Here is a 26,026-nt window from a genome sequence, read left to right as displayed (position 1 = left end):
GGTGACGGGATGTTGACAGTGAACCGCAGTGATATCGGCCGCATCCGGATGGCCAACGAGGATCGTTCCTGGGCAGGCGTGACGGCCGGAGGGCTGACGCTTGCGATCGTGGCCGACGGCATGGGCGGCCATCAGGCCGGCGACGTCGCCAGCCAGCTCGCCGTCGACGCCTTCCGCGAGGCGATGGAGCCGCTTCCGGCGGGGGTATCCGCCGACGAGGCGAGCCGCATGCTGCAGGAGGCGATCCGGCGCGCCAACGAGGTCGTGTACGACATGGCGTCCCGCAACGAGCAGTACCACAACATGGGCACGACGGTCGTCGCGGCCCTGTTCGTCGAGGACAGCCGCCTCATCCTCGGCCATATCGGCGACAGCCGCGCGTACCGGATCTCGGAGCAGGGCATCGTCCAGCTGACCGAGGACCACACGCTCGTCAACGAGCTCGTGCGCTCCGGCCAGATCAGCTTCGAGGAGGCGGCCCATCATCCGCGCCGCAACGTGCTGACGCGTGCGCTCGGCACCGACGAGGAGGTGGAGCTGGACGTCCGGATGCTCGACTGGCAGCCGGGCGACATCCTGCTGCTGTGCAGCGACGGCCTGAGCGGCATGCTGGACGACAGCGAGCTGCTGCAAGTGGCGGGAGAGGTTGGCCCAAGCCTCGAGGCCAAGGCGGACCGCCTCATCTCGCTCGCGCTCGCCGCCGGCGGAGACGACAATATCACGGTAGTCCTGATGCAATCCGGCGCCGCAGCGGACGGGGAGGAGTGAGGACTTCATCATGATCGGAAGAGAACTAGGGGGCCGCTACGAGATTCTGACGCGCATCGGCGGCGGGGGCATGGCGCTCGTCTACAAGGCCCATGACCTGCTGCTCAGCCGCAACGTCGCGGTCAAGGTGCTGCGGCAGCAGTACGTGCACGACGAGGAGTTCATCCGCCGCTTCCGGCGGGAAGCCCAGTCGGCGGCGGCGCTGTCCCATCCGAACGTCGTCAGCATCTACGATGTCGGCCAGGAAGAAGAGATCCACTATATCGTCATGGAATGCGTCGACGGCCAAAACCTCAACGAGGTCATCCAGGAGCGCGCGCCGCTCCAGGCGGACGAGGCGGTGCGCATCGCGGCGCAGATCGCCGACGCCCTCGACCATGCCCATCAGAACCATATCATCCATCGGGACATCAAGCCGCACAACATCCTGATCGGCAAGAACGGCCGCGTCAAGGTGACGGACTTCGGCATCGCGCGCGCCGTCACCTCGTCGACGATCACCCAGACAGGCTCCGTCATCGGCTCGGTGCATTACTTCTCGCCGGAGCATGCCAAGGGCGTCAGCGCCGGCGAGAAGTCCGACATCTACTCGCTCGGCATCGTGCTCTACCAGATGGTGACCGGCAAGCTGCCTTTCCTCGGAGAGAGCCCGATCAGCGTCGCGCTCAAGCATCTGCAGGAGCCGCTGGAGGATCCTCGCACGGTCAATCCGCTCGTGCCGCAGAGCGTCGAGAACATCATCATCAAGGCGCTGCGCAAAAATCCGTCCGAGCGCTACCGCTCGGCGGGCGAGATGCTGGAGGATCTGGAGACGGCGCTGTCGCCTGCGCGCCGCAACGAGCCGAAGCTGCAGTTCGGCGGCGGCGACTTCGACGAGACGCGCGTCATGCCGGCGATTCGTCCGGGCCTCGGGCTCAAGGAGTCGGTCCGTGCGGGCGCAGAGCCGCCTCCGCTGCCGGAGGACGGACATGCGACCGCTCGCCAGGAGGCCGTCGACGAAGAACAGGACGAGGAGCCGGCGCGCCGGCGCGGCTGGGTGAAGCCGCTCGTCATCGTGCTCTCGACGCTGGCCGTGCTGGCCGCCGTCTACGGCGTGTTCCGGCTCGTCTCCGGCTCGCTCGACGTCGCGGAGGTCGACGTGCCTTATGTCGTCGGCATGACCGAGACGGACGCCAAAGCCGCGCTCGAGGCGAAGGGGCTGCTGCTGGAGGAGCCGTCCATCCGGGCGTTCAAGCCGGACGTGCCGAAGGATCAGGTATTCGCCCAGTCCAAGTCCAACATGCGCGTGAAGACCGGCTCGCGGGTCAGGCTGTCGATCAGCGACGGGCCTGAGCTCAAGCAGCTCGGGGACTACAAGGGGCAGAAGGCCTCCGACGTCGTCGCGGCGCTTCGGGCGCTCGGCGTCCCGGAAGGATCGATCCGCCTGAACGAGGTCGCCGACGATTCGGCGGAGCCGGGCGTCGTGCTGAGCCAGGAGCCGGGCGCGAACAGCCAGCTTGATCCGCTCGTCGATACGGTGACGCTGACCGTCAGCAAAGGTCCGGAGACGGTGAAGATGCCGGATCTCGTCGGCAAGACGACCGAGGAGGCCCGCAAGCTCATCGCGGACGCGGGCTTGCAGCTTCGAGAAGACAACATCGTCAAGGAAGGCAGCTACAGGCCGGAGGGCGAAGTGCTCTCGCAGTTCCCTTACGATGCCGGCAGTCCGGCCCGCAAGGGCGAGCAGGTGTCGATCACCGTCAGCTCGGGCCTGCCGAAGGACGCGCTGGAGTACACGTTCGACCTGCTCATCTCTCCGGCTCGGGCCGGCAAGGCGAGCGAGATCCGCATCGTCTACACCGACGCGACCGGCAAGGACATCGAGGCCCACAAGCGCGCGATCAAGGATACGCGCAGCTTCCCGGTGAAGGTCGTGCTCGCGCCGAACACGGAGGCGTTCGTCAGCGTCTACCGCGACGGCCAGCTCGCCGACACGTTCTCCCGCACATACGACGAGGTGAAGAGCGGCGCCGACAGCGGCCCGACGACCGTGCCGGGCTCCGAGCCGAGCCCGCCGCCTGTCGCCTCGCCGGAAACGAGCCCGTCGGCCGATCCGAACGCGGCCGCGAGCCCCGACGGGCAGAGCGACGGCCAGGAGACCGCCTTCGGCAGCGGCGACGGGGAGGACGGACACGATGACTAAGGACGGCTCGGCCCGCGAGGGCCAAGGACTCATCGTCAAAGCTCTGAGCGGCTACTATTATGTGGCGGAGGACGGCGGCTCGGAGCAGCCGATCCAATGCCGCGCGCGCGGCATCTTCAAGAAGCGCGGCGAGTCGCCGCTCGTCGGCGACCGCGTCGACTTCAGCGTCAGCGGCACGGGAGAAGGCACGGTCGAGGCGATCCATCCGCGGACGACGGAGCTCGTGCGGCCGCCGGTCGCCAACGCCGATTTGGCCGTGCTCGTCTTTTCGGTCACGGAGCCTTCGCTCAGCCTGACGCTGCTGGACAAGTTCCTCGTCCACATCGAGCATGCGGGACTGGAGGCGGTGCTCTGCCTCAGCAAGCAGGACTTGTCGGAGGAGGGCCGCAAGGAGGCGATCGAGGCGGCGGAGACGGTGCAGCGGATCTATGGACGCATCGGCTACCGGGTCATCGGTACGAGCTCGCGTCAAGGCTCCGGCCTCGAGGAGCTGCGCGGGACGCTCGAAGGGCGGCTCGCGCTGTTCGCCGGACAGTCCGGCGTCGGCAAGTCCTCGCTGCTCAACGCGCTGCTGCCCGGGCTCGAGCTGGAGACGAGCGAGATCAGCGCCCGGCTCGGCCGCGGACGGCATACGACCCGGCACGTCGAGCTGGTGCGCGTCGGCAGCGGCTATGTAGCGGATACGCCGGGCTTCAGCCAGCTCGATTTTCAGGAGCTCGGCATCGAGGACCTCGGCTACGGCTTCCGCGAGTTCCGGGCGCTGTCCGCAGGCTGCAAGTTCCGGGGCTGCACGCATACGCATGAGCCGGATTGCGCCGTGCTGGCGGCGCTGGCGGCGGGCGAGGCGGCGCAAAGCCGGCATGACAGCTACGTCCAGTTCCTGGGCGAGATGAAAGAGAAAAAGCGGAGGTACTGACCATGACCATCATCGCACCCTCGATTCTATCCGCTGATTTTGCCAAGCTCGGCGATGAGATCGCCGCGATCGAGCAGGCCGGCGCCGACTGGATCCACGTCGACGTCATGGACGGCCGGTTCGTGCCGAACCTGACGTTCGGCCCGCCGGTCATCTCCGCCGTGCGGGGAGCGACGAAGCTTCCCTTCGACGTGCATCTGATGATCGAGCAGCCGGAGCGCAGCATCGCCGATTACGCGGCGGCCGGCGCGGACCGCATCACCGTGCATCTCGAGGCTTGCACGCATCTGCACCGCACGCTGCATCAGATCAAGGAGCTCGGGCTTCCGGCCGGAGTCGCGATCAATCCGGGGACGCCGATCAGCCTGCTGGAGCCGGTGCTGGAGGATGTCGACCTCGTGCTCGTCATGACGGTCAATCCCGGCTTCGGCGGCCAGTCGTTCATCCCGTACTCGCTGCAGAAGCTGCGCGACCTGCGCTCGCGGCTGCACGAGCGCGGCCTGAGCGGCGTCTCCGTCCAGGTGGACGGAGGCATCAATCCGTCGACCTCGGCGCTCGTGCGCGAGGCCGGCGCGAACGTGCTCGTCGCCGGCAGCTTCGTCTTCGGCCATCAGTCGCCTGCCGCGGCGATCGCCGCGCTGAGGTAGGCCGGATGAGAGAGAGGCTGAAAACCATCGCGGTCGTCGCCGGCTACGCGCTGCTCGGCGGAGCGCTGCTGGCGATGTTCGTGCTCGTCCAGAGCATGCTCCGCTTCGTCTTCTCGCTGATCGCGCTTTGGCTCGGCGTGCGCTTCTTCCGCAGCCACGAATCGCTCTGGCGCCGCATCGGCTTTGTCGTTTCCGCGCTCGTTTTCTTCTTCCTGATCGTGCTGTTCGTCACGATGGTGATGTTCATCCGCGACGGCATGCCGACCGCGCCCTAGCGGCTTCACGGCCGGGACGAGGCAGCGGAGCGCCGGCATGCGGCGCCTTCTCGCCGGCAACTTGGGCTCGGCCCCCGGAATAGGACATCGCGGGTCCGCATAGGATGGTTACATGAACCTAGGTTCTTGTAGCCTTTTTTGCTTTCGAGGGAATGGGCCCGTGCGGCCTGAAACGGGGATGAACATGCAGGCCCGGCAGTGCTGCCCGTCAACGATCAGCGATCTCGAGGAGGGATGAAGCATGAAGTTCTATACGATCAAGCTGCCGAAGTTTTTGGGCGGATTCGTCAAGGCGATCCTGAACACCTTCCAGAAAAGCTGAGCGATGGCGACTGCGGCTGCCGGCCGCCCGACTTTCGATCCCGAGCGTCAGAGAGCGCCGCGCCGGCACGGCGCACGCTCTTTTTCGCGTGCCGCGGCAGGGGCAAGCCGCGGCAGGGCGAAAAAAAACAGCGTTCCTGCCGTCTGGTGAACGGCGGAACGCTGTTTTTGCGGTTATACACGAGTGACTTTGCCGGATTTCAGTGCGCGGGTGCTGACCCAAACGCGTTTTGGCTTGCCGTCGACCAGAATGCGGACCTTCTGAACGTTGACGCCCCAAGTGCGGCGGTTGCGGTTATTCGCGTGGGAAACATGGTTTCCTGTGCCGGGTGCCTTACCCGTAACGAAGCATTTGCGAGACATGCAGTACACCTCCTTTGCAGCTTGCAGGTTGCAAGTACGAAACCGAAGGATTCCGTAGGCAAACATACTTGGTTATCTTATCATAGAACGTCCGTCTCATCAACCATCGTTTGGCAGGAGACGCGGGCGGGAAAACGGCGCAAATACGCGAAAACGGAAGAGAACGGCGTTTCAGACTTCATAAACGGCTCCGTTTATAGTACAATGAAGGTCAGTCCCGGCCAAATCGGGGCTTTGGGCGCAGTCGGCATCAGCCGAACGGCCCGCAGAGAAGGAGCGTGTGACCGGCCATGCCTATGCAGCTTGCCAACGAATTAGGTAAAATCAACGTAACAGACGATGTAATCGCCGTCATCGCGGGCTCGGCGGCGCTGGAATGCTACGGCCTTGTCGGCATGGCATCCCGCAAGCAGCTCAAGGACGGAATCGCCGAATTGCTGAAGCGGGACAACCTCTCGAGAGGCGTCGAGGTGCGGCGCGAGAACGAGGAGACGCATATCGACCTGCACATCATCGTCGGCTACGGCACCCGGATTTCCGAGGTTGCCCACAACATCCAGACCAAGGTCAAATACGTACTGAATGAAGTGATCGGCCTGAAGGTCGACCATGTCCATATTTTTGTCCAGGGCGTGCGGGTCATCCGTTAGTCAGGAAGGGGAAATTTTGCTTGGGAAAGCGCTTTATTAATGGTTCGGACTTCGCCGGTATGGCTTTGCTCGGTGCGGAGAAGCTGCAGCGCGGCGCGGAGCGCGTCAACGCTCTGAATGTATTTCCCGTTCCGGACGGCGATACGGGAACGAACATGAACTTAACGATGGCCTCGGGGGTGCGCGAGCTGCAGAGCAAGCGCTCGGACTCGGTCGGCCGTACGGCGGAGGCGCTGTCCAAGGGACTGCTGATGGGCGCTCGCGGCAACTCCGGCGTCATTCTGTCCCAGCTGTTCCGCGGCACGGCCAAGGCGCTGTCCGGACTCGACGAGGCCGACCCGAGCCAATTCGCGGCGGCGCTCCAGCAAGGCGTCGACATGGCCTACAAGGCCGTCGTCAAGCCGGTGGAGGGCACAATCCTCACCGTCGCGCGCGAGACGGCGCGGCATGCCCAGCAGGCCGCCCGCCGGGCGCCTGACATGGAGTCGCTGCTGCAGGAGGTGTACGCGGCGGCGAACGAATCGCTGCAGCGCACGCCGGAGCTGCTGCCGGTGCTCAAGCAGGTCGGCGTCGTCGACTCCGGAGGCCAGGGCCTCGTGCTCATTTACGAAGGCTTTCTCGAGTACCTCGCCGGCAGCCCGGCGGAGACGGGCGACACGGCGAGCGAGGCGGCTCCGGCGGAGTCGTTCCGCTACCTGGCGGACGCTCCGCGCGCCGCCGAGCCGGCCAGGCCGTCCATCCCTTCCGCGGGTGGCAATGCCCAGGCCCAGCTGTCGACGAGCGAGATCGAGTTCTTCTACGACATGGAGTTCTTCATCAAGCGCCGGCTCGCGCCTCCGGGAGCTCCGGCGTTCGACGAGGACGCGTTCCGGCGGGCGCTCGCCGTGGACGGGGACTCCATCATCGTGATCGCCGACGACGAGATCGTCAAGGTGCACGTGCATTCCCGCCGTCCCGGCGACGTGCTCAACCTGGCGTACCAGTACGGCGAGCTGACCGAGCTGCATATCCTCAACATGCGCGAGCAGCATCGGGAGATCGTCGGCGAGGAGATCGACTTCAGCGCTCTCGGCTCCGACCTCGCGCCGGATGAGGCGCTGGCCGTCGCCGAGGTGCTGACCGGCGCCTCGCCGCAGGGCATCGCCGAGGCCGCTTATGAATGGGCGCCGTACGGCATCGTCGCGGTCGCGATCGGCGACGGCATCTCCGGCATTTTCAGCGACAACAACGTCGACGTCGTCCTCTCGGGCGGCCAGACGATGAACCCGAGCACGGAGGACTTCCTCAAGGCGATCGACTCGCTGCCGGCGGAGCATATCTTCCTGCTGCCCAACAACGGCAACATCATTCTGGCGGCGGAGCAGGCGGCCGAGCTGTCCGAACGCTCCGTATCCGTCATCCCGACCCGCACGGTGCCCCAAGGGCTCGCCGCCGTGCTCGCCTTCAAGGAGAGCGAGACGCCGGAGCGCAATACGGCCCTCATGGCCGGCGCCGCGGAAGCGGTCCGCTCCGGCAGCGTCACCCAGGCGGTGCGCCAGACGGAGATCGACGGCGTCGAGGTGCAGGAGGGCGACTACATCGGCATCGTCGAAAAACGGATCGTCATCTCCGAGCCGGACCTCCAGGAAGCGTGCCGCGGCCTCATCGGCCAGCTGCTCGAGAACGGCGGAGACCTGCTGACGATCCTCACCGGCGAGGGCTCCGAGCCGTCCGGCACGGACGAGCTGGCGAGCTGGGTCTCCGAGACCTATCCGGACATCGAGCTTGAAGTGCATGAGGGCGGACAGCCTCTTTATCCGTATTTATTCGCCCTCGAATAATCGAAGCCGCGCCGCTGGAGCGGCATATCATTCCTTGCGTTCCCCGACAGCGGGACGCAGGGCCGTGGAGGTAGCCCTATGACTCAGGTTCGCATCGTAACCGACAGCACGTCGGATATTCCGGAGGAGATCCGAAGGGAGCTCGGCATCGAGATGGTGCCGCTGCAGGTCCTGTTCGGCACGGAAGCCTTTCTGGACTCGATCACGCTGAAGTCGGAGGCGTTCTACGACAAGCTGGTCGAATTCAGCGGCCTGCCGACGACCTCCCAGCCGTCGCCGGCCGACTTCATGGCCGTCTACGAGCGGCTGCTGGACGAGACGCCGGACGCGCCGATCCTCTCCATCCATCTGTCCTCGCAGTTCAGCGGCACGTACCAGTCGGCGCTGCTCGCGAGCACGATGCTCGAGCGCGAGGCGGACATCGCCGTGTTCGACTCCCGTTCGGCTTCCTGCGGCATCGGCATGCTCGTCATCCGCGCCGCGCAGATGGCCCGCGAGGGCAGCTCCAAGGACGAGATCCTGGCCGAGATCGAGCGCATGCGCAGCGAGACGGAGCTGTACTTCCTCGTCGACACGCTCGAATACCTCCAAAAAGGCGGACGGATCGGCAAGGCTTCCGCACTCATCGGCTCTATCCTAAATATCAAGCCGATCCTGACGATCGACCCTACCGGCGTGATCACGCCGGTAGACAAGGTGCGCGGCTCCAAAAAAGCGATCCAGCGCATCGTCGACATGCTTCGCGAGAAGTTCCCGCCGGAGCAGCCGGTCGCCGTTCACTTCGCCTGGACGCATCAGAGAGGCTCCGCTCTGGACCTGCAGGAGGCGATCACGTCGAGCTTCAACGTGCAGTCGACTTCCATCACGACGCTCGGTCCGGTCGTCGGCGCCCATGTCGGTCCCGGCACCGTCGCCGTGTTCATGCACCGCAAATGAATCCTCCATCTGCCCTGCCGGAATCCGTTCCGGCGAGGCAAATCAAAGGCGTGAGCGCTCCGAAGGAGCAGGAGCTTCACGCCTTTGGCATCTATACCGTGCTGGATCTGCTGAACTACTTCCCGTTCCGCTATGAGGACTACCGGCTGCGCTCGCTGGCCGAGGTCAAGGACGGGGAGAAGATCACGATCCAAGGCATCGTGCGCGGCCTGCCGATGGTCGCCCGCTTCGGCAAGGGCAAGACGCGCATCACCGCGAAGACGGAGGCGGACGGGCAGCTGATCACCGCCGTCTGGTTCAACCGCATGTTCATCAAGGACCAGCTGCAGCTCGGTCGGGAAATTACGCTGACCGGCAAGTGGGATGCGCGGCGCATGCAGATCACCGTCACCGATTCGGAGTTTCCGGACAAGGGAACGGCCAAGACCGGCACGCTGCAGCCGGTCTATTCCGTCGGCGGCACGATCACGCAATCGTGGATGCGCAAGACGATTCGCCAGGCGCTGGAGCAGTTCGGGCCGCTGCTGGAGGAGAACCTGCCGGAGCGGCTGCTGCGCAAATACCGCCTCATGCCGAGAAGCGAGGCGGTCTATCACATCCATCATCCCGACGATCCGAAGGACGGCCAGGGCGCGCGGCGGCGGCTCGTCTACGAGGAGCTGTTCCTGTTCCAGCTCAAGCTGCAGGCGTACCGCATGCTGAACCGGCGCAAGGCGGACGGCATCGTGCATCGCGTCGATCCGGAGATCATCCGGCAGTTCGCGGCCTCGCTGCCGTTCGAGCTGACCGATGCGCAGAAGAAGGTCATCAACGAGATTCTCGCCGACATGCGCCAGCCGTCGGCGATGAACCGGCTGCTGCAGGGCGACGTCGGCGCCGGCAAAACCGTCGTCGCCGCGATCGCGCTGCTCGCCGCCGTCAAGGCGGGCCATCAAGGCGCGCTCATGGTGCCGACCGAGATTTTAGCCGAGCAGCATATGCGCTCCTTGACGCGCCTGTACGAAGGGACGGGGCTGCAGACGGCGCTGCTGACAGGCAGCGTCAGCGACAAGAAGCGCCGGGACCTGCTCGCCGGCCTGCAGATGGGGCTGATCGACGTGCTCATCGGCACGCATGCGCTCATCCAGGACGATGTGGAATTCCGCTCGCTCGGCCTCGTCGTCACCGACGAGCAGCATCGCTTCGGCGTCAACCAGCGCAGCGTGCTGCGGCGCAAGGGGCCGAGCCCGGACGTGCTGACGATGACGGCGACGCCGATTCCGCGGACGCTGGCGATCACGGCGTTCGGCGACATGGACGTCTCGACGATCAAGGAGCGGCCGAAGGGGCGCATCCCGATCCAGACGTACTGGGTCAAGCACGGCATGATGGACCGCGTGTACGGCTTCATCCGGCGCGAGATCGACGGCGGCCGGCAGGCGTACGTCATCTGCCCGCTCATCGAGGAATCGGAGAAGCTCGACGTGCAGAACGCGATCGACCAGTTCGTGCAGCTGCAGCAGGCGTTTCCCGATCTGCGGATCGGGCTGCTGCACGGGCGCATGACGGCATCGGAAAAGGACGAGGTCATGGCGGCGTTCGCCGCGGCGGACGTGCAGGTGCTCGTCGCCACGACGGTCGTCGAGGTCGGCGTCGACGTGCCGAACGCGACGCTCATGATCATCATGGACGCGGAGCGCTTCGGGCTGTCGCAGCTGCATCAGCTGCGCGGCCGCGTCGGACGCGGCGCCCATGCGTCGTACTGCGTGCTCGTCGCGGATCCCAAGACGGAGACCGGCAAGGAGCGGATGGCGGTCATGCAGGAGACCGACGACGGCTTCGAGGTGGCCCGCCGCGATCTGGAGCTGCGCGGACCGGGAGATTTTTTCGGCACGAAGCAAAGCGGCATGCCGGACTTCAAGCTGGCCGACATGGCGGCGGACTTCGCCGTGCTGGAGGCGGCCCGCGAGGACGCGGCGGAGCTGGCCGCCGAGGACGGATTCTGGACGGAGGAGGAATATGCGCCGCTGCGCGCGATCCTCGCCAAGGATCCGATTTTCCAGGGCAGCCAGCTCGACTGAATCGGCATGGACGAATGCGGAGGAGGCAACTCCGGGCAGACGAGGGCATATAGTAACATCGGTGGTTAGGGGCGGAAGCCCGACCAAATCGATGGAGGTGCCCTGCTGCATGAGCTACGTCAAATACGGAATCCGGCCCGAATTCGTCGAACGCGTCAAGCTGAAGCTGAAAAACCCGGCCGTCAAGGAGCGGATCAAGCTGCTCGTGAACGGGCTGACCAAGTACGATCTCGCCGACCGCGCCAAAGTGCGCAAGCTCGTCAAGAGCGCGGCGAGCATCCTGCACGAGAAGCTGACGGACACGCAGGAGGAGCAGCTCGTGCAGTTCGTGCTCGGCCAGAAGATCGATCCGAACAATACGTTCCATCTCATCAAGCTGTGGGGCATGTTCCGCTGAACGGGCGGAGGCGCCTCGAACGCCAAGCGGCTCCGCCTTCGGGCGGAGCCGCTTTTATTTCTCTCGATTAGTTGGGCGCTTCGCGGCCGGCGACGAGGCTTCGGTCTTCGAATCGGGTCGAAAGGACGACCAGAGTCGAGGAGAAGCCGAAGGCGTGGCAAGTTTCCAGAAACGCTTCCAGCGACTCGCCCGTTTCGGTCATGACCTTCATCAAATAGTTGTACTCCCCGCTCGTCCGGTAGAGGTCGACGATCTCGGGGGCCGTATCGGCAAAAGCTTCGAAGTCCTTGCACGAAGCGGTCTTGAACAGGACGAACGCGGCCGCATGCTTGCCTAGCTTGGACGGCGACAGTTTGGCTCCGTACCCCGTGATCACTTCGCGCTCCTCCAGCTTGCGCAGTCTTTCGGTCACGGCAGGCTGCGACATCGCGATCATCCGGCCTATCTCCGAGACTGTGATCCTGGCATTGTCGTGCAGAATGGCCAAAATCTTGAAATCGATCGAATCCATGCTGAGCCACCTCGTTTTTATCGGGCAAGGGCCTGAACGTACGATAGAAATAAAGATTCAGCCCTCGAACTCCGTTGATTTCTTATTTCGATTGTAGTGCCGGTTCCGTAAACTGTCACTATCAACGAAAGAGGGAGTGAAGGACGATGGCGACACTTGAAACGAAGCAAGGCGCGCTCGAGTTCACGACGGGAGACGGCGTGCGGATCGCGTACCGGCTCGACGGATCGGTGGACAAGCCGGTGCTGCTGCTGGCGAACTCGATCGCGACTTCGATGGACATGTGGGAAGGGCAGGCTGCCCGGCTGAAGGAGCATTTCCGGCTGCTGCGCTATGATTATCGGGGGCATGGAGGCTCGGATACGCCTGCTGGCCCTTACTCGCTCGACCGATTGGGAAGGGATGCCGTCGAGCTGCTCGACGCGCTTCGGATCGATCGGGTCCATTTTCTGGGGCTGTCGCTCGGCGGCATCGTCGCGCAATGGGTGGCGATCCACGCGCCGGAGCGGATCGATCGGCTCATCCTGAGCAATACCGCCGCTCATCTCGGTTCGCCCGAGCTGTGGGAAGGCCTGATCGCGTCCGTGCTGAAGCCGGGCAGCATGCCTGAGACCGCGGAGTCGTTCATGAAGAACTGGTTCCCCTCGTCCATGCTGACGCCGGACAATCCGATCGTCAAGTCGTTCCGCGAGATGGTGCTCGCTACCCGTCCGCAGGGAATCGCGGGAAGCTGGGCTGCCATCCGCGACATGGACCTGCGCCGGACGGCCTCGCTCATCGACCGGCCGACGCTGGTCATCGCCGGCGAGCAGGATCCGGTGACGCTGCCCGAGCACGGAGAGCTGCTGGCCAAGACGATACCGGGCGCAGAGCTGCTTGTCCTGCCCTCCGCCCATCTGCCGAATGTGGAGATGGAATCCGCCTTCATCGAGGAGGTGACCGCGTTCCTGCGCCGCTTATAAGATTTGCTGATCGATCGGATCGGACATTCGGATTGGGAATTCCAGCTCCTCTGCGGTATCGTGGACAGCAGCAAGCAAGAGCGGGCTGGAGGCGAGGCGCATGGCGGGCAATGTCGGGAAAATAGCAGTCGGGCTCGAGAGGAGCGCAGGCGCACGGAGCGCGGCGGCGCGGATGCCAGCCGAGGCGAAGGCGGACGGATGGATGCGGATGCGGTTGGAGACGAAGGCATTTCGCCCGACGCGGAGGCAAGGCGCTGCCTGGCGGCGGCCTGGACTGCTGCCGGGGCTGTTCCTGACCGCGCTGCTGGCCGCCGCCGGCAGGATGCTCGGCGAGCTGCCGGGCCTCGGCGTGCTGGGACCGCTCGTGCTGGCCATCCTGCTCGGCATGGCCTACCGCGAATGGCTGGGAGGCGTGCCGCTGAGCGCGGCCGCCGGCATCGCCTTTTCCTCCAAGCAGCTGCTGCGCCTCGGCATCGTGCTGCTCGGCATGCGCCTCGACCTCGGGGACATCGTCGCGGCAGGTCCCGGCGTGCTGGCGATCGATGCGATCCATGTCGCGCTGACGATCCCGTTCGTCTGCTGGCTGGCGGGCAGGCTCGGAGCGGACCGCAGGCTCGCTCTGCTGACCGCCTGCGGCACGGCGATCTGCGGCGCCGCCGCTGTCGCGGCGATCTCGCCGCAGCTGAAGGCGAGGGGCGAGGAGACCGCTGTCGCGGCCGCGACGGTCGCCATCCTCGGCACGATCTTCACGATCGCGTACACGCTGCTGCAGCCGCTGCTGCAGCTCGCCCCGGCCGCTTACGGCGCCTGGGCCGGATCGACGCTGCACGAGGTCGCCCATGCGCTGGCGGCGGCGGAGCCGTTCGGCCAGGAGGCGCTGGACATGGCCGTGCTCGTGAAGCTGACGCGGGTCGCGATGCTCGTGCCGGCGGCGCTGCTGATCGGGCTGTGGGCGCAGCGCCGCGAGTCGCGGCGCGCCGCCGCGCAGGACGCTTCGGCTGGCGGCGGCGCAGGACGGACGCGCGTGGCGGCGCCGTGGTTCATCCTCGGCTTCCTGGCGATGAGCGGCGTCCATACGCTCGGCATCGTGCCGCAGGCGGCCGCGCAAGGCATGACGACGGCCGCCTACCTGCTGATCGCGATGGGGATGGCGGGCCTCGGGCTCGGCGTCGACTTCGCCACGTTCCGCCGGCTGGGCGGGCGCGTGTTCGCCGCCGGCCTGATCGGCTCGCTGCTGCTGGCCGCGCTCGGCTACGGCCTCGTCCGCTTGTTCGGACTGGGAGGATGAGCGGGCCGAAAGCCTGCCGTTTCGAAGCGGAACGAGATTCCGTCTCCGGAGCGGGCATGAGCCAGGAGAGCGCATCGGGCGTTTCGGCGAAACGTCCGATTTTCACGGTATCCTTTTCCAGCGGCCCCGGTTTATACTGGCTCTTGGAGGTGCTTTGCACAGATGACGACGCTTATTCAAGAGCATTCGCTCGTATTGTTCCAGGGAGACAGCATTACCGACGCGGGACGCGACCGCGGCGACGCGGCAAGCCTCGGCGCGGGCTACGCGCTTCTGGCGGCGGGCCGGTTCGGCAGCCTGCATGCGGAGAAGGGGGTGCGCTTCCTCAATCGGGGCATCGGAGGCGATCGGGTCGCTGACCTGCAGGAGCGCTGGGAGCGGGACTGCCTGGAGCTGCGTCCGGACTGGCTGTCGATCTACATCGGCATCAACGACACCTGGCGCCGGTACGACAGCGGCTCGCCGACGACCGCGCAGGCGTACAAGGACGGCTATCGCCGGCTGATCGAGCGGGCGCTCGAGGCTTCTTCGCCGCAGCTCGTGCTCGTCGAGCCGTTCGTGCTGCCCGTGAACGAAGGGCAGAAGGCGTGGCGGGAAGATCTCGATCCGAAAATCCAGGCCGTCCGCGAGCTGGCCGGCGAGTACAAGACGCTCTATGTGCCGCTGGACGGCTTGTTCGCGCAAGCGGCGGCTCGGACAGGTCCGGCCTATTGGGCTCCGGACGGCGTTCACCCGTCCGCGGCGGGCGCGGCGCTGATCGCCGAGGCTTGGCTGAAGGCGGTGCAGGCGATCTGACGGCGCCGGAGGGGAAGGGCGGATGGATCGATCTGCGGACCGGGCCTCGGGAGGAGCGGAACGCGCTGCTCGCCCGCTCGCTGTTCGATCCCGGCCGGGCCGCGGAGATCGCAGCCCGCTACGAAAGCGAGCCGGAGCTGGAGCTGGCCGGACGGATCGAGCAAGGAAGGCTCGTCGGACTGGCCGGGTGGCGGAGGGAGGCGGACGGCGGCGTCGAGCTGCGGCATCTGGCGGTGCTGCCCGAGGCGGAGCGCTGCGGCATCGGCCGCAGGCTCGTCCGGCATGCGCTCGAGCGCTCCGCGGCAGGCCGGCTCGTCGCCGAGACGGACGACGACGCCGTCGGCTTTTATCGGCGCATCGGCTGCACGGCGCGTCCGCTCGGCGAGCTCCATCCCGGCCGCGAGCGCTGGCGCTGCGAGCTGCGCCGCTACGGCAGCCGCGAGCCGGAGGCGGCCGACTTCGAGAAGATCGCAGGCTGGCCGCGCAGCCGGGCGGAAGCGTACTACATGTTCCCGAGCGGCGGCTGGCCGCTGCGGGCGGAGCGGCTGCAGGCGCGCGCCGCGGAGCGCCGGCTGCCGACGCTGATGCTGGACGCCTCTGGGACGCCGGCCGCCTACGCCAACGTGTACGAGGACGAGGGGCAATGGTGGATCGGCAACGTCATCGTGAATCCCGAGCTGCGGGGGCGAGGCGCCGCCGAGGCGCTGCTGCTGAAGCTGTGCCGGGACGCCGGGGAAAGGCTAGGCGCGGACGAGCTGCATCTCGTCTGCCATAGCCCGAATGCCAAGGCGCTGCTGCTTTACAGCGGACTGGGCTGGGAGCCGTACCGGATCCTGCGCAAGCTGGGTCCGGAGCTGGAGCCGCTGGCGGGCATCGCGATGAAAAAGCGGCTGGAATCCACCTATTCACACTATTCGGGTAGGAATATAAAAATATAGATTGACAGCTGCTGCATCGAGCGGTAGGATGAATGCAGAAAGACCAAATAAATAGCCCGGGAAACTTGGGAATAGGCCCGCCGGTCAAACCGGAGGTCCATGACAGCGTACAGGAGCTGTCGTGGGCCTTTTTGGCTTTTTTCCAGGCAGAAGGGCAACAGGAGGATGAAAAGGATGAGCGAGCAGCAGCAGGCAGAGCAGAGTGGAGCATGGGAAATCCGGCCGGTCACGCCGGCGACGGGAGCGGAAGTGAGCGGAGTGGTGCTGTCGGATCGGCTCGGCGAGGAGGATATCGTCCGGCTGCGCGAGGCGCTCGCGCGGCATAAGGTGCTGTTCTTCCGCGGCCAGGGCCATCTGGACGACGCCGCGCAGGAGGCGTTCGCCGCCCGGCTCGGGCAGCCGTTCGCCCATCCGACGGTCCCTTCCAAGGAAGGGACGGGCTACATCCTTGACGTCGACTCGCAGCATGGCGGCCGGGCGGACCAGTGGCATACGGACATCACGTTCCTCGATGCGTATCCGTCGGCGTCGATCCTGCGCGCGGTCGTCGTTCCGGAGGCCGGCGGCGACACCGTATGGGCGAATACGGCCGCAGCCTACGAGAGCCTTCCGCAGGAGCTGAAGGAGCTGGCCGAGCGGCTGTGGGCGGTGCACAGCAACGACTTCGACTATGCGGTGGCGGCTCAGCGCAAGGGCGTGCCGCTGGAGCAGGAGCGCGATTACCGCCAGGTGTTCGCGTCCACCGTCTACGAGACGGAGCATCCGCTCGTCCGCGTGCTGCCCGATACGGGCGAAAAGGCGCTCGTGCTCGGCAGCTTCGCCAAGCGCATCCTGAACGTATCCACCTCGGCGTCTCGGCAGCTGCTCGAGCTGTTCCAGGAGCATGTCGTGCGGCTGAACCATACGGTGCGCTGGCGCTGGGAGGAAGGCGACGTCGTCATCTGGGACAATCGCGCGACGCAGCATGTGGCGGTCAACGACTACGGCGAGCAGCGCCGCATCGTGCGCCGCGTGACGCTGGCGGGCGACGTGCCGGTCAGCGTGGAGGGCAAGCAGAGCCGCACCCGCACGGCGGGCGGTCCGCGGCCGCAGCTCGATCCGGCCGGCGCCTAGGACGGGAGCTGAGCGGGATCTCTCGGCAGGTCGACGGCTGAAGGCGCTCGCGAGCCGGAGGCGCGCGAACGACGAAGAAGCGCCTTCTCGCAAAAAGCAAAAGCTCCTTTCCCCGCTTGTCCGAGGGGAAAGGAGCTTTTGCTTTGCGATCCGCTTTGCGATTCGCGGCTGCTCCTGCCTTGGAACCGCCGAATCGGGCTTGGAACGGACAACCAGGGCATAAATGTGCCTTGGATCCGCCGAATCGGGCTAGGAACGGACAACCAAGGCATAAATGTGCCTTGGATTCGCCCGAATCGGGCTAGGAACGGACAACCAGGGCACAAATGTGCCTTGGATTCGCCGAATCGGGCCTGGAACGGACAACCAGGGCATAAATGTGCCTTGGATCCGCCGAATCGGGCTTGGAACGGACAACCAAGGCACAAATGTGCCTTGGATTCGCCCGAAATTGGGCTTGCAACGGACAACCAGGGCACAAATGTGCCTTGGATCCGCCGAATCGGACTGTCCTCCATGCAGTCGAGCTCAGTCGGACAGCGGCTCGATGCAGACCGGGCCTTGGCTGCGCACGCTGCCGACCTCGCGGCGGACCGGGTACGCGCGCATCTCCTCCGGCGGATAAGGGCGGAGCAGCGGCTGCAGCCGCTGCGGATCGCGCAGGCCGCGGTCGAGCCAGAGCGCCTCGTCCTCGGGACGCAGGATGACCGGCATCCGGTCATGGATCGGGCGCATCAGCTCGTTCGGCTCCGTCGTCAGCACGGTGCAGGTGGACAGCTTCTCGCCGGCCGGCGAGATCCATGTCTCGTACAGGCCGGCCATGGCGAACGGCGCGCCGCTCTTCAGCGTGACGCGCAGCGGCTGCTTGGCCCCGTCCTGCTGCTGCCATTCGTAAAAGCCGTCCGCCGGAATGAGGCAGCGCTTGCGCCGCAGCGCCTCGCGGAAGGCGGGCTTGGCGGCGGCCGTCTCGGAGCGGGCGTTCAGCATGCGGCTGCCGATCTTCGGATCGTCGGCCCACGGCGGCACGAGCCCCCACTTGAGCTCGCCGAGCCGATTTTTCTCCCCGTCATGAATGATCGCCAGCACCATCTGGGCCGGCGCGATATTGTACTTCGGCTCGTAGTCCCCCAGCCCCGCCTCGCCGATCAGGAAGCGCAGCATCAGCTCCTCGAGCGTGACGGTCAGCGTGTAGCGTCCGCACATCGTCTCCCGCTCCTTTCGCTCACTCTCGTTGCTCCTAGTATAGCGCATGCCCGTCCGGGGGTTAAGCGGCCTTCTTCCCGACTATACTTCTAACAGATCGTCAGAGCGGGAGGAAGAGAGTCATGGAGGCTGGATCGGGTTCGGAAAACGGGCAAGGAAGCGGCAGGCAGGAGCGGCCTTCCGCATCGGCAAAGGCTGCCCCGCCGCAGCGCCGCCGGCTGCTGGAGCTGCTGCTGCTGCCGGCGGCGCTGCCGGCGGCAGCCTATGCGTATGCCGCCGGCAAGCGTCGCAGCCGCAAGGCGGCCGCGGCGCTGGCGGCAGGCTCGCCGCCGCTCGCGCTGGCGGCGCCGGCCGTCGCGGAGCTGCGCGCCGCGTGGCGCAAGCTCGAGCGCGCCGCCGCCAAGGCTAAAGCCGCGGCAGCCGCGGCCGCTCCGGCGCCGAGCGCGCCTGCGGGCGGCAAGGCCGCCGCATGGGCGGGGCTGCCGAAGGCGAGCCCTGCCTGGAGCGCGGAGGCGGCGGCCGCCCTCGGCGCGCCGCCGGCGCTGCCGGCCGGCCCGGCCGGCGATGCCGCGCTCGTGCAGCGGCTGCGCGCGGAGACGGCGCGGCTCAATCGCAACAACGTGACGCGCACGGAGGCATACCGCGCGTTTTATTTGCGTCGGCCGGAGGTGCACTGGGCGCTGCTCGCGCATCTCGTCTCGCGCAACGGCGGCTGGAACATGTCCGATCTGCAGGGCGAGTGGCTGCCCCGGCTGCTCGACCTGCACAAGCGCCGCTGCACGTTCGGCATGCTGGAGCGGGCGAACGCGCTCATTTTCCACGACGCCTATCCGCAGCTGCTGCTCTATGAGGAATGCCGCCGCACGAGGCGCAATCTGCTGCATCTGCTGCCGCAGCTCGGCGTGTCCGCGTTCATGCGTCCCGTCTGGCAGCAGTTCCTGCGCACAGGCGACGCGGTGCCGCTGACGGTCGGCCTGATCGTCAACGAGCAGCATTTCATCGAGGAGCGGGTCGTGCAAAATCCGTATTATCGGCGAAAGGTGCTGAACACGTTCTTCTTCGGCATGCAGTCGGTGCTGCAGCTCAACCAGGTCCTGTTCCCGTACGGCAAGGACGAGGGCGGCGATCCGCTCGTCGCGGGACTCATCCTCGAGGACTTCTCCGACCTGGCCGAGCGCATCGAGTTCGGCAAGCGGCTGTATGCGATGCTGTTCGCGGTTCCGGGCGTCGCGAAAGGCGCCCTCGCCTTCGTCAAGGCGACGCGCCATACCGGATCGAGATCGGATTACGCGCCGGAGCTGTACGCGCCGGTACGGCACGGGGCTCCCGGCGCCGCCTACCGCGAGCGGCTGCGCGGCGGCAGGCTGCTGCCGGGAGCGGAGCCGCTGTACAGCCCGCCGCTGTCGGCCGCCTGGGCGGACCGGCCGGTGGACGACCCGGAGCCGGGCGACTGGTTCAAAGGGCCGGAGGACGTGCTGCCGTATTTCCGGGCGCTGCCGGTGCCGGATCGGTTCGAGCTGACGGCGGACTACCGCATCGCGCTCGGCAAGGTGGAGCTCGCCGTGCTGGCGGCCTCCGGCTCGGGCTTCGGACCGAAGCCGGGCTGACGGCCCGGCCCTGCGGCCCGCCCGGCGCGGCTGGTCTCAGCCAGCGGCCAAAAGCGATGTCGATGGCGTCCATGACGTCCGGCGAGGGCCGCTGCAGGCGCTTGCCGACGGCCTTTAGCTGCGAGACTATCCCCGGACGCGCGGACCCGGTCGACGGCGTCGCGTCGTCGGCTGCCTGCAGCCTGCAACCTCTTTCCCGCTCGGCTCGTCTGGTGGAAAATGCCAGAAGCGGCCTTTGCGCGGCCGCGACGAGGGGGAAACGGGATGAATCACGGCAAAGCATGGAGACGAGGACTGCTGGCGGCGCTGCCGCTGCTGGCGCTGGCTGCGGCCGGCCAGGGCTGCGGCGCGCCGGATCCGGAGCGGCAGGCGCAGGAAGCCGAACGGCAGGCGGAGGCCTCCGAGCGGCAGGCGAGGCAGCAGGAGGAAGCGCGGGAGAAGGCGGCGGCCAAGCTGGACGGCGGCTACGTGCAGGCGTCCAATCGGCTCGGACTGCAGCTGTACCGGCAGCTGGCGGAGGAGCGGCCGGACGGCAATCTGCTGCTGTCGCCGTGGAGCGTCGGCGAGGCGCTCGGCATGGCCTGGCAGGGCAGCCGCGCAGAGACGGCCGAGGAGATCCGGCAGGCGGGCGGCTGGGCGGCCTTTTCCCCGCAGGAGGCGGCCCGCCAGGCCGGAGGATGGCGCTCCTATCTGGAGCTGCCGTCGGACGGAGCCCGGCTGAGCGTCGCCAATTCGCTCTGGGTGCAGCAAGGCCGGGAGCCGCTGCCGTCCTACCGCAAGACGCTGGAAGCGGATTACGGAGCCGAGCTCGAGACGGCGGACTTCGCTGGCGGCGGCGCGGAAGCGGCGGAGCGCATGAACCGCTGGGTCGACCGGGATACCGAGGGCATGATCCCGCAAATCGTCGATTCGAGCGAGCCGCTTGATCCGGAGACGCTCGCCGTGCTGCTGAACACGGTTTATTTCAAGGGCGGCTGGCAGGACGAGTTCGATCCGGCGCGGACGGAGCAGGCCGCGTTCGCGATGGACGGCGGCGAGCGGCTCGATGTCGCGATGATGCAGCGGGGCGGCAGCTATCCGCACCTGCGGACGGAGCGCTTCGAGGCGGTGCGCCTGCCGTACGGGCTGAAGGGCGGATACCGGCTGCTGCTCGTCCTGCCGGCTCGCGGGCTCGGCGTGGATGACCTGCTGCCGGACCTGGAGCGCTACGAGGAGTGGCAGGACGAGCTGCAGGCCAAGGCCGGCAGCGTCGCGCTGCCGCGCTTCAAGGCCGCGGTCCGCAGCGTGCTGAACGAGCCGCTGCGGCAGCTCGGCATGCGGCAGGCGTTCGCGCCGGGCGCCGACTTCGGCGGCATGCTGGAGGGCAGCCCGGACCTCCAGCTCAGCCTCGTCCTGCAGCAGGTCGTGCTGGAGGTGAACGAGAAGGGGACGGAAGCGGCCGCGGCGACGCTGATGGCGGAAGGCGGCGCGGCGCCCCCGAGCGATCCGTTCGAATTCCGGGCGGACCGGCCGTTTTTCCTCGCGATCGAGGACGGGGTCTCGGGCGCCTGGCTGTTCCTCGGCCGGATCGGCCGGCCCGCGGACGGAGCGTAGCGGCGCAAAAAAGCCGAGCCCGCCAAGGGCGTCCGTACAGGCGGACGCGGCGTCCGGCGCATCGAATAGAGCATCCTTCCGCTAAGGATGTGAAACGATGCCTGTCCGTACACGCAGCGCCAGCCTGCATCCGCCTTGCCGCAGGCTGCGCGATCAAAAGAAAGCCGGGCGCTCCAACTGGAGCTCCGGCAACTGGAGCGGCTACGCGATCGAAGGATCGCGAGGCGCCTTCTCCAGCATTTCCGCCCGCTGGACCGTCCCGGTCGCGCGCCCGACGTCCCAATCCACTTATTCGTCGGCCTGGATCGGCATCGACGGCTACAGCAACAGCGATCTGATCCAGACCGGCACCGCCCACGACTATGTCGACGGCCGTGCAGAGTATTACGCCTGGTGGGAAATCCTGCCCGCCTCGGAGACGCGCATCCCGCATCCGGTCCGCCCCGGCGACGTCATGGCCGCCCGCATCGCCCGCGTGAGCCGCGGCCGCTGGTCGATCGCGCTGCGCAACGTCACGCGCGGCTGGACGTTCCGCACCGTCCAGACGTATCGCGGCCCGCAGCGCTCGGCCGAATGGATTGTCGAGGCGCCGCAGATCGGCGGAGACATCGCGACCTTCGCGCGCATCACGCCGCTGCCGTTCCGCCGCTGCCGGGTTGACGGCCGCAGTCCGGGCCTCAAGCTGTCCCAGCGCGGCGTCATGGTGCAGGGCCGCTATATCCGCGCGCTTCCTTCGCGGCCGAACGCCGCGGGCGACGGCTTCGTCGTGCGCAGCGTGCGGATCCGCACAAGCGAGTCCTGATGGAAGGGCGCTTGCCGAGCTAACCGGCAAGCGCCCTTTTCGCGAGGGGGCCGAAGCGCCTCGGCCGGGCGTAGCGGCGGCGATCCTTCGATAGAATACGCTTTCATTTTCTCGTTGACAAAATTCGGGACGCCGATTATGATCAGGATGTGAAACGTTTAATCATGGACAAGTCAAAGCTGCACCATGTCTGTTTTAGTATCGGTGAAGGGTTCGTTGCTTCATGCAATGAAACGTTTAATCCAAAGAGCAAGGAGCTTCAAGCATGAGCGCCAGTCGCGTTACGATCAAGGATGTCGCCAAGCTGGCCCAAGTGTCCATCGCGACCGTATCCAACGTCATCAACGGCACGGGGCGCGTCTCCCCGGAAACCCAGCGCAAGGTGGAGCAGGCGATCGGCCAGCTCGACTTCGCGCCGAGCGCGTCGGCGCGCAACCTCAAGGACAAGAAATCGTCGCTGATCGCCGTCGTCGTCCCGCTGCTGGAGAAGGGCCGCTTGCAGGACAACCCGTTCTACTGGCATCTCGTCCGGGGCATCGAGGAGAGCGCGCGCGGCGTCAAGCTGCATGTCATCCTCGTCGGCATCGGCCCGGACGAGACGTTCTCGTTCGTGCGCGAGCAGCATCTGGACGGCCTGATCTTCGTCGGCGCGTTCGCCCGCACGGAGCTTGTGGAAAGCATGCTGCGCCTCGGGGTGCCGTGCGTCTTCATGGACAGCCTCGTCGACGATCCGTCCTTCTACCAGGTCGCGCTCGACGACGAGCTCGGCGGCTACATCGGCACGAAGCATCTGCTGTCGCTCGGCCACGAGCGGATCGCGCTGCTGACCGGCGTGCTGCTCGAAGGCGGCGTCAACTACTGCCGCTGGCAGGGGTACCGGCGGGCGCTGGAGGAGGCGGGAGTGCCTTATCGGCCGGAGCTCGTCTACGAGGAGCCGACCTCCTCGCTCGGCGGCTACCGCGCCGCCTCGCGCATCGGGGCCAAGACGGGCGGCATCACCGCCGTATTCGCCCTGTCCGACATGGCGGCGATCGGCCTCGTCAAGGGGCTGCACGATCTCGGAATCGTCGTGCCCCGCGACATCTCGGTCGTCGGCTTCGACGATGACGAGCGGGCGCGCTATTGCATCCCCGCGCTGACGACGGTGCGCCAGGACATCGTAGAAAAAGGGCGGACCGCGGTCCGCCTGCTGACGGCCCAGCTGGAGCGGGAGCCGCTCGCGGAGCGGCGCGTGACGCTCGGCGTCGAGCTCGTGCCGCGCCAAAGCACGGCGCCGCCTTCCCGCTAGTCCCGGAGGGGCAGCGTCCAGGCCCGCGCTCCCGGCCGGCCTAGGACGGATGGATTCGAACCGGACCCGAACGATGAAAGGAGGTGGGGGGAACCGTTCGGGAACCCGGAGCTCGGAAGGAGCTCTTGTTCGACCATCCATTCTAGCGGGGAGTGTTGACGAGTGAAGGTATGGAAAAAATTGACGATCGCGGTGCTGGCAGGCGGCCTGTTGCTGCCGTCCGGAGCGATCCACCCGCCTAAAGCGGAAGCGCTTACGGCTTCCGGGGCGCTCAGCCCGGTCACGCCGAAGGACACGGTCTATCAGATCATTACGGACCGTTTCGTAGACGGCGATACGAGCAACAACAAGCCGGCGGGCTTCGACCCGACGCTGTTCGACGACGCGAACGGCGACGGGCGCGGCGACGGCAACGATCTCAAGCTGTATCAGGGCGGCGATTGGAAGGGCATCATCGACAAGATCCCCTATTTGAAAAACATGGGCGTCACGGCCGTCTGGATCTCCGCGCCTTACTCCAACCGCGATACCGCCATCAACGACTATCAGGCGGGCGGCGCCATCAACCGCTGGACGAGCTTCCACGGCTACCATGTGCGCAACTACTTCGCGACGAACAAGCATTTCGGCCTGATGAAGGACTTCGAGGGGCTGCGCGACGCGCTGCACGCCCAGGGCATCAAGCTCGTCATCGACTTCGTCACGAACCATACGAGCCGCTGGCAGAACCCGACAAGCGGCTACAGCGCCGAGGACGGCAAGCTGTACGAGCCGGACAAAAACGCAGCGGGCGCCTATCAGTTCAATGCCGCCGGCGACCTGCTCGACGCCAACGGCGACGGCAAGACGGACAACCTGCTCGCCGATCCGCACAACGACGTGAACGGCTGGTTCCACGGGCTCGGCGACCGCGGCGCCGACAGCTCCCGCTACGGCTTCCGCCACAAGGATCTCGGCTCGCTCGCCGACTTCTCGCAGGAGAACAGCGCGGTCATCGCCCATCTGGAAAAAGCGGCGACGTTCTGGAAGTCCAAGGGCGTCGACGGCTTCCGGCATGACGCGACGCTGCATATGAACCCGGCCTTCACGAAAGGGCTGAAAGACGCGATCGACTCCGCCTCCGGAGGTCCGATGACGCATTTCGGCGAATTCTTCATCTCGCGTCCCGATCCGAAGTATGACGAGTACCGGACGTTCCCGGACCGTACCGGCGTGAACAACCTCGACTTCGAGTATTTCCGCGCGTCGACCAACGCGTTCGGCAATTTCTCCGAGACGATGAGCAGCTTCGGCAACATGCTGCTGACGACGAGCGCGGACTACACCTACGAGAACCAGGCGGTGACGTTCCTCGACAACCACGACGTCACGCGCTTCCGCTACATCCAGCCGAACGACAAGCCGTACCATGCCGCGCTGGCGACGCTCATGACGAGCCGCGGCACGCCGAACATCTACTACGGCACGGAGCAGTACCTGTCGTCGGCGGACAGCAGCGACATCGCGGGCCGCGTGTTCATGGAGAAGGCCGCGTCGTTCAACCAGAACTCGACGGCGTACAAGGTCATCAAGAGCCTGTCGGCGCTGCGCCAGTCCAACGAGGCGGTCGCCTACGGCACGACGTCGGTGCTGTACAGCACGAACGACGTGCTCGTCTACCAGCGCCAGTTCTACGACAAGCAGGTCGTCGTCGCCGTGAACCGCCAGCCGAACTCGAGCTTCGTCGTGCCGGCGATCAACACGACGCTGCCTGCCGGAACCTATGCCGACACGCTTGGCGGACTGCTGTCCGGCGCTTCGGCCAGCGTGACGAACGTCTCCGGCCAGAACAAGATCGCCAGCTTCACGCTCGCCGGCGGCCAAGTGAACGTCTGGTCGTACAATCCTTCCCTCGGCACGACCGTGCCGCGCATCGGCGACGTCGTCTCGACCTCCGGCCGTCCGGGCAATACGGTCTACATCTACGGCACCGGACTCGGCGGCTCGCCGGTCGTGAAGTTCGGCGCGGCGACGGCGACCGTCGTCAGCAGCAGCGATACGTTCATCGAAGCGGTCGTGCCAAGCGTCGCCGCAGGCCCGCAGACGATTACCGTGACCAAGGGCAGCAGCGTCAGCAATACGTTCGCCTATGAGGTGCTGACTGACGATCAGGTGCAGGTCATCTTCAAGGTGAACGCGACGACCACGCCGGGACAGAACATCCATCTTGTCGGCAGCATCGCGGAGCTCGGCAGCTGGGATGCGGCCAAGTCTACCGAAGCGATGATGAACCCGAACTATCCGGTCTGGTTCCTGCCGGTCAGCGTGCCGAAGGGCGCGACGTTCCAGTTCAAGTTCGTCAAAAAGGACGCGAGCGGCAATGTCGTCTGGGAAGGCGGATCGAACCGCACGTTTACCGCGCCGACATCCGGCTCGGCCGATACTGTCGTCTATACGTGGCAGTAGGTTTGTCCCGCGTGCGGGAGGGACAATTGAATCAAAAAAAGAGATATCCTGCGTAAAACAGAGGTATTAAGGGAAAAACAACATAAACGAGCGATTATAGGCGGAAAACAAGCTGTGCAAACGATTTAACAAACCGGTTTTGCTGA

24 protein-coding genes are annotated in these 26,026 nt (G+C 66.2%); 21 read left to right on the top strand and 3 right to left on the bottom strand.

What is annotated here, in order from left to right; all coding sequences use genetic code 11:
- The first annotated feature begins 9 nt into the window (after positions 1-9).
- The 6 genes from B8V81_RS23265 (at position 10) to spoVM (ending at position 5,110) form a co-directional block, all read left to right on the top strand.
- Positions 10-768: a Stp1/IreP family PP2C-type Ser/Thr phosphatase gene (locus B8V81_RS23265; RefSeq protein ID WP_101809288.1), complete on the top strand. Its 759-nt coding sequence runs from the start codon at positions 10-12 to the stop codon at positions 766-768.
- A gap of 10 nt (positions 769-778) precedes the next feature.
- Positions 779-2,950, top strand: a complete 2,172-nt coding sequence (gene pknB / locus B8V81_RS23260) for a Stk1 family PASTA domain-containing Ser/Thr kinase (protein ID WP_101809287.1) — start codon at positions 779-781, stop codon at positions 2,948-2,950.
- Positions 2,943-3,866 (top strand): ribosome small subunit-dependent GTPase A, encoded by a 924-nt coding sequence (rsgA, locus tag B8V81_RS23255; protein ID WP_101809286.1) that lies wholly within the window; start codon positions 2,943-2,945, stop codon positions 3,864-3,866. The genes pknB and rsgA overlap by 8 nt, the downstream gene beginning before the upstream one ends.
- A gap of 2 nt (positions 3,867-3,868) precedes the next feature.
- Complete coding sequence (rpe, locus tag B8V81_RS23250) at positions 3,869-4,513, top strand: ribulose-phosphate 3-epimerase (protein WP_101809285.1); 645 nt, start codon at positions 3,869-3,871, stop codon at positions 4,511-4,513.
- Between the two features lie 5 nt (positions 4,514-4,518).
- Positions 4,519-4,788: a hypothetical protein gene (locus B8V81_RS23245; protein WP_028596888.1), complete on the top strand. Its 270-nt coding sequence runs from the start codon at positions 4,519-4,521 to the stop codon at positions 4,786-4,788.
- 241 nt (positions 4,789-5,029) lie between these two features.
- Positions 5,030-5,110, top strand: a complete 81-nt coding sequence (gene spoVM / locus B8V81_RS23240; protein WP_040711006.1) for a stage V sporulation protein SpoVM — start codon at positions 5,030-5,032, stop codon at positions 5,108-5,110.
- A gap of 173 nt (positions 5,111-5,283) precedes the next feature.
- Here spoVM and rpmB read toward each other — a convergent pair whose 3' ends face one another.
- Positions 5,284-5,472 (bottom strand): 50S ribosomal protein L28, encoded by a 189-nt coding sequence (rpmB, locus tag B8V81_RS23235; protein WP_048748286.1) that lies wholly within the window; start codon positions 5,470-5,472, stop codon positions 5,284-5,286.
- Positions 5,473-5,762: 290 nt separating this feature from the next.
- On the opposite strand from rpmB, the gene B8V81_RS23230 reads away from it, so the two are divergent.
- The 5 genes from B8V81_RS23230 to B8V81_RS23210 all read left to right on the top strand — a co-directional run bounded on the left by B8V81_RS23230 (position 5,763) and on the right by B8V81_RS23210 (position 11,335).
- Positions 5,763-6,122: an Asp23/Gls24 family envelope stress response protein gene (locus B8V81_RS23230; protein WP_028596887.1), complete on the top strand. Its 360-nt coding sequence runs from the start codon at positions 5,763-5,765 to the stop codon at positions 6,120-6,122.
- 59 nt (positions 6,123-6,181) lie between these two features.
- Complete coding sequence (locus tag B8V81_RS23225) at positions 6,182-7,942, top strand: DAK2 domain-containing protein (RefSeq protein WP_052332838.1); 1,761 nt, start codon at positions 6,182-6,184, stop codon at positions 7,940-7,942.
- A 78-nt stretch (positions 7,943-8,020) separates the two neighbouring features.
- Positions 8,021-8,878: a DegV family protein gene (locus B8V81_RS23220; RefSeq protein ID WP_101809284.1), complete on the top strand. Its 858-nt coding sequence runs from the start codon at positions 8,021-8,023 to the stop codon at positions 8,876-8,878.
- Positions 8,875-10,938 carry an ATP-dependent DNA helicase RecG gene (gene recG / locus B8V81_RS23215; protein WP_101809283.1) on the top strand — a complete coding sequence of 688 codons (2,064 nt, stop codon included), beginning with the start codon at positions 8,875-8,877 and terminating at the stop codon, positions 10,936-10,938. Before B8V81_RS23220 ends, recG begins: the two co-directional genes overlap by 4 nt.
- 109 nt (positions 10,939-11,047) lie before the next feature.
- Positions 11,048-11,335, top strand: coding sequence for a stage VI sporulation protein F (locus tag B8V81_RS23210; protein ID WP_028596883.1), 288 nt, complete (start codon positions 11,048-11,050; stop codon positions 11,333-11,335).
- 67 nt (positions 11,336-11,402) lie between these two features.
- Here B8V81_RS23210 and B8V81_RS23205 read toward each other — a convergent pair whose 3' ends face one another.
- Positions 11,403-11,846, bottom strand: a complete 444-nt coding sequence (locus B8V81_RS23205; RefSeq protein WP_028596882.1) for an Lrp/AsnC family transcriptional regulator — start codon at positions 11,844-11,846, stop codon at positions 11,403-11,405.
- Positions 11,847-11,992: 146 nt separating this feature from the next.
- Here B8V81_RS23205 and B8V81_RS23200 point away from each other — a divergent pair, with 146 nt between their 5' ends.
- From B8V81_RS23200 to B8V81_RS23180, 5 genes are all read left to right on the top strand, one after another.
- Positions 11,993-12,808, top strand: a complete 816-nt coding sequence (locus B8V81_RS23200) for an alpha/beta fold hydrolase (protein ID WP_028596881.1) — start codon at positions 11,993-11,995, stop codon at positions 12,806-12,808.
- A 202-nt stretch (positions 12,809-13,010) separates the two neighbouring features.
- Positions 13,011-14,096 carry a YeiH family protein gene (locus B8V81_RS23195; protein ID WP_244912806.1) on the top strand — a complete coding sequence of 362 codons (1,086 nt, stop codon included), beginning with the start codon at positions 13,011-13,013 and terminating at the stop codon, positions 14,094-14,096.
- 162 nt (positions 14,097-14,258) lie between these two features.
- A complete protein-coding gene (locus B8V81_RS23190; protein WP_101809282.1) occupies positions 14,259-14,891 on the top strand; it encodes an SGNH/GDSL hydrolase family protein in 633 nt (210 codons plus the stop codon).
- Positions 14,864-15,829 (top strand): GNAT family N-acetyltransferase, encoded by a 966-nt coding sequence (locus B8V81_RS23185; RefSeq protein WP_180968514.1) that lies wholly within the window; start codon positions 14,864-14,866, stop codon positions 15,827-15,829. The genes B8V81_RS23190 and B8V81_RS23185 overlap by 28 nt, the downstream gene beginning before the upstream one ends.
- 174 nt (positions 15,830-16,003) lie before the next feature.
- Positions 16,004-16,942, top strand: coding sequence for a TauD/TfdA dioxygenase family protein (locus B8V81_RS23180; RefSeq protein WP_028596878.1), 939 nt, complete (start codon positions 16,004-16,006; stop codon positions 16,940-16,942).
- Positions 16,943-17,470: 528 nt separating this feature from the next.
- Here the strand turns inward: B8V81_RS23180 and B8V81_RS23175 are convergent.
- A complete protein-coding gene (locus B8V81_RS23175; RefSeq protein ID WP_101809280.1) occupies positions 17,471-18,145 on the bottom strand; it encodes an SOS response-associated peptidase in 675 nt (224 codons plus the stop codon).
- Positions 18,146-18,267: 122 nt separating this feature from the next.
- Here B8V81_RS23175 and B8V81_RS23170 point away from each other — a divergent pair, with 122 nt between their 5' ends.
- The 5 genes from B8V81_RS23170 (at position 18,268) to B8V81_RS23150 (ending at position 25,880) form a co-directional block, all read left to right on the top strand.
- Positions 18,268-19,752 (top strand): DUF2515 family protein, encoded by a 1,485-nt coding sequence (locus B8V81_RS23170; protein ID WP_052332836.1) that lies wholly within the window; start codon positions 18,268-18,270, stop codon positions 19,750-19,752.
- A gap of 264 nt (positions 19,753-20,016) precedes the next feature.
- The gene (locus B8V81_RS23165) at positions 20,017-21,345 is read left to right on the top strand and encodes a serpin family protein (protein WP_180968513.1); all 1,329 of its coding nucleotides are present in this window, start codon (positions 20,017-20,019) and stop codon (positions 21,343-21,345) included.
- A gap of 97 nt (positions 21,346-21,442) precedes the next feature.
- Positions 21,443-22,147: a G1 family glutamic endopeptidase gene (locus B8V81_RS23160; protein ID WP_052332834.1), complete on the top strand. Its 705-nt coding sequence runs from the start codon at positions 21,443-21,445 to the stop codon at positions 22,145-22,147.
- Positions 22,148-22,412: 265 nt separating this feature from the next.
- Entirely contained in the window at positions 22,413-23,435 is a 1,023-nt protein-coding gene (locus B8V81_RS23155) for a LacI family DNA-binding transcriptional regulator (RefSeq protein WP_028596876.1), read from the top strand.
- Positions 23,436-23,597: 162 nt separating this feature from the next.
- The gene (locus B8V81_RS23150; protein ID WP_101809278.1) at positions 23,598-25,880 is read left to right on the top strand and encodes an alpha-amylase family glycosyl hydrolase; all 2,283 of its coding nucleotides are present in this window, start codon (positions 23,598-23,600) and stop codon (positions 25,878-25,880) included.
- Positions 25,881-26,026: the final 146 nt, after the last annotated feature.

The sequence above is a fragment of the Paenibacillus pasadenensis genome (assembly GCF_002864175.1).
Classification (GTDB): domain Bacteria; phylum Bacillota; class Bacilli; order Paenibacillales; family Paenibacillaceae; genus Paenibacillus_O; species Paenibacillus_O pasadenensis.
Note: the sequence above shows the minus strand (reverse complement) of the source record. Positions and strands in the feature narration are given on the sequence as shown.

Coding starts and splice junctions, on each gene's coding strand:
- B8V81_RS23200 (WP_028596881.1), top strand. CDS start 11,993: ATGGCGACACTTGAAACGAAGCAAGGCGCGCTCGAGTTCACGACGGGA.
- B8V81_RS23195 (WP_244912806.1), top strand. CDS start 13,011: ATGCGGATGCGGTTGGAGACGAAGGCATTTCGCCCGACGCGGAGGCAA.
- B8V81_RS23220 (WP_101809284.1), top strand. CDS start 8,021: ATGACTCAGGTTCGCATCGTAACCGACAGCACGTCGGATATTCCGGAG.
- rsgA (WP_101809286.1), top strand. CDS start 2,943: ATGACTAAGGACGGCTCGGCCCGCGAGGGCCAAGGACTCATCGTCAAA.
- B8V81_RS23160 (WP_052332834.1), top strand. CDS start 21,443: ATGCCTGTCCGTACACGCAGCGCCAGCCTGCATCCGCCTTGCCGCAGG.
- B8V81_RS23175 (WP_101809280.1), bottom strand. CDS start 18,145: ATGTGCGGACGCTACACGCTGACCGTCACGCTCGAGGAGCTGATGCTG.
- B8V81_RS23225 (WP_052332838.1), top strand. CDS start 6,182: ATGGCTTTGCTCGGTGCGGAGAAGCTGCAGCGCGGCGCGGAGCGCGTC.
- B8V81_RS23205 (WP_028596882.1), bottom strand. CDS start 11,846: ATGGATTCGATCGATTTCAAGATTTTGGCCATTCTGCACGACAATGCC.
- spoVM (WP_040711006.1), top strand. CDS start 5,030: ATGAAGTTCTATACGATCAAGCTGCCGAAGTTTTTGGGCGGATTCGTC.
- B8V81_RS23155 (WP_028596876.1), top strand. CDS start 22,413: ATGAGCGCCAGTCGCGTTACGATCAAGGATGTCGCCAAGCTGGCCCAA.
- B8V81_RS23210 (WP_028596883.1), top strand. CDS start 11,048: ATGAGCTACGTCAAATACGGAATCCGGCCCGAATTCGTCGAACGCGTC.
- recG (WP_101809283.1), top strand. CDS start 8,875: ATGAATCCTCCATCTGCCCTGCCGGAATCCGTTCCGGCGAGGCAAATC.
- rpmB (WP_048748286.1), bottom strand. CDS start 5,472: ATGTCTCGCAAATGCTTCGTTACGGGTAAGGCACCCGGCACAGGAAAC.
- B8V81_RS23245 (WP_028596888.1), top strand. CDS start 4,519: ATGAGAGAGAGGCTGAAAACCATCGCGGTCGTCGCCGGCTACGCGCTG.
- B8V81_RS23190 (WP_101809282.1), top strand. CDS start 14,259: ATGACGACGCTTATTCAAGAGCATTCGCTCGTATTGTTCCAGGGAGAC.
- rpe (WP_101809285.1), top strand. CDS start 3,869: ATGACCATCATCGCACCCTCGATTCTATCCGCTGATTTTGCCAAGCTC.
- B8V81_RS23170 (WP_052332836.1), top strand. CDS start 18,268: ATGGAGGCTGGATCGGGTTCGGAAAACGGGCAAGGAAGCGGCAGGCAG.
- pknB (WP_101809287.1), top strand. CDS start 779: ATGATCGGAAGAGAACTAGGGGGCCGCTACGAGATTCTGACGCGCATC.
- B8V81_RS23180 (WP_028596878.1), top strand. CDS start 16,004: ATGAGCGAGCAGCAGCAGGCAGAGCAGAGTGGAGCATGGGAAATCCGG.
- B8V81_RS23165 (WP_180968513.1), top strand. CDS start 20,017: ATGAATCACGGCAAAGCATGGAGACGAGGACTGCTGGCGGCGCTGCCG.
- B8V81_RS23265 (WP_101809288.1), top strand. CDS start 10: ATGTTGACAGTGAACCGCAGTGATATCGGCCGCATCCGGATGGCCAAC.
- B8V81_RS23230 (WP_028596887.1), top strand. CDS start 5,763: ATGCCTATGCAGCTTGCCAACGAATTAGGTAAAATCAACGTAACAGAC.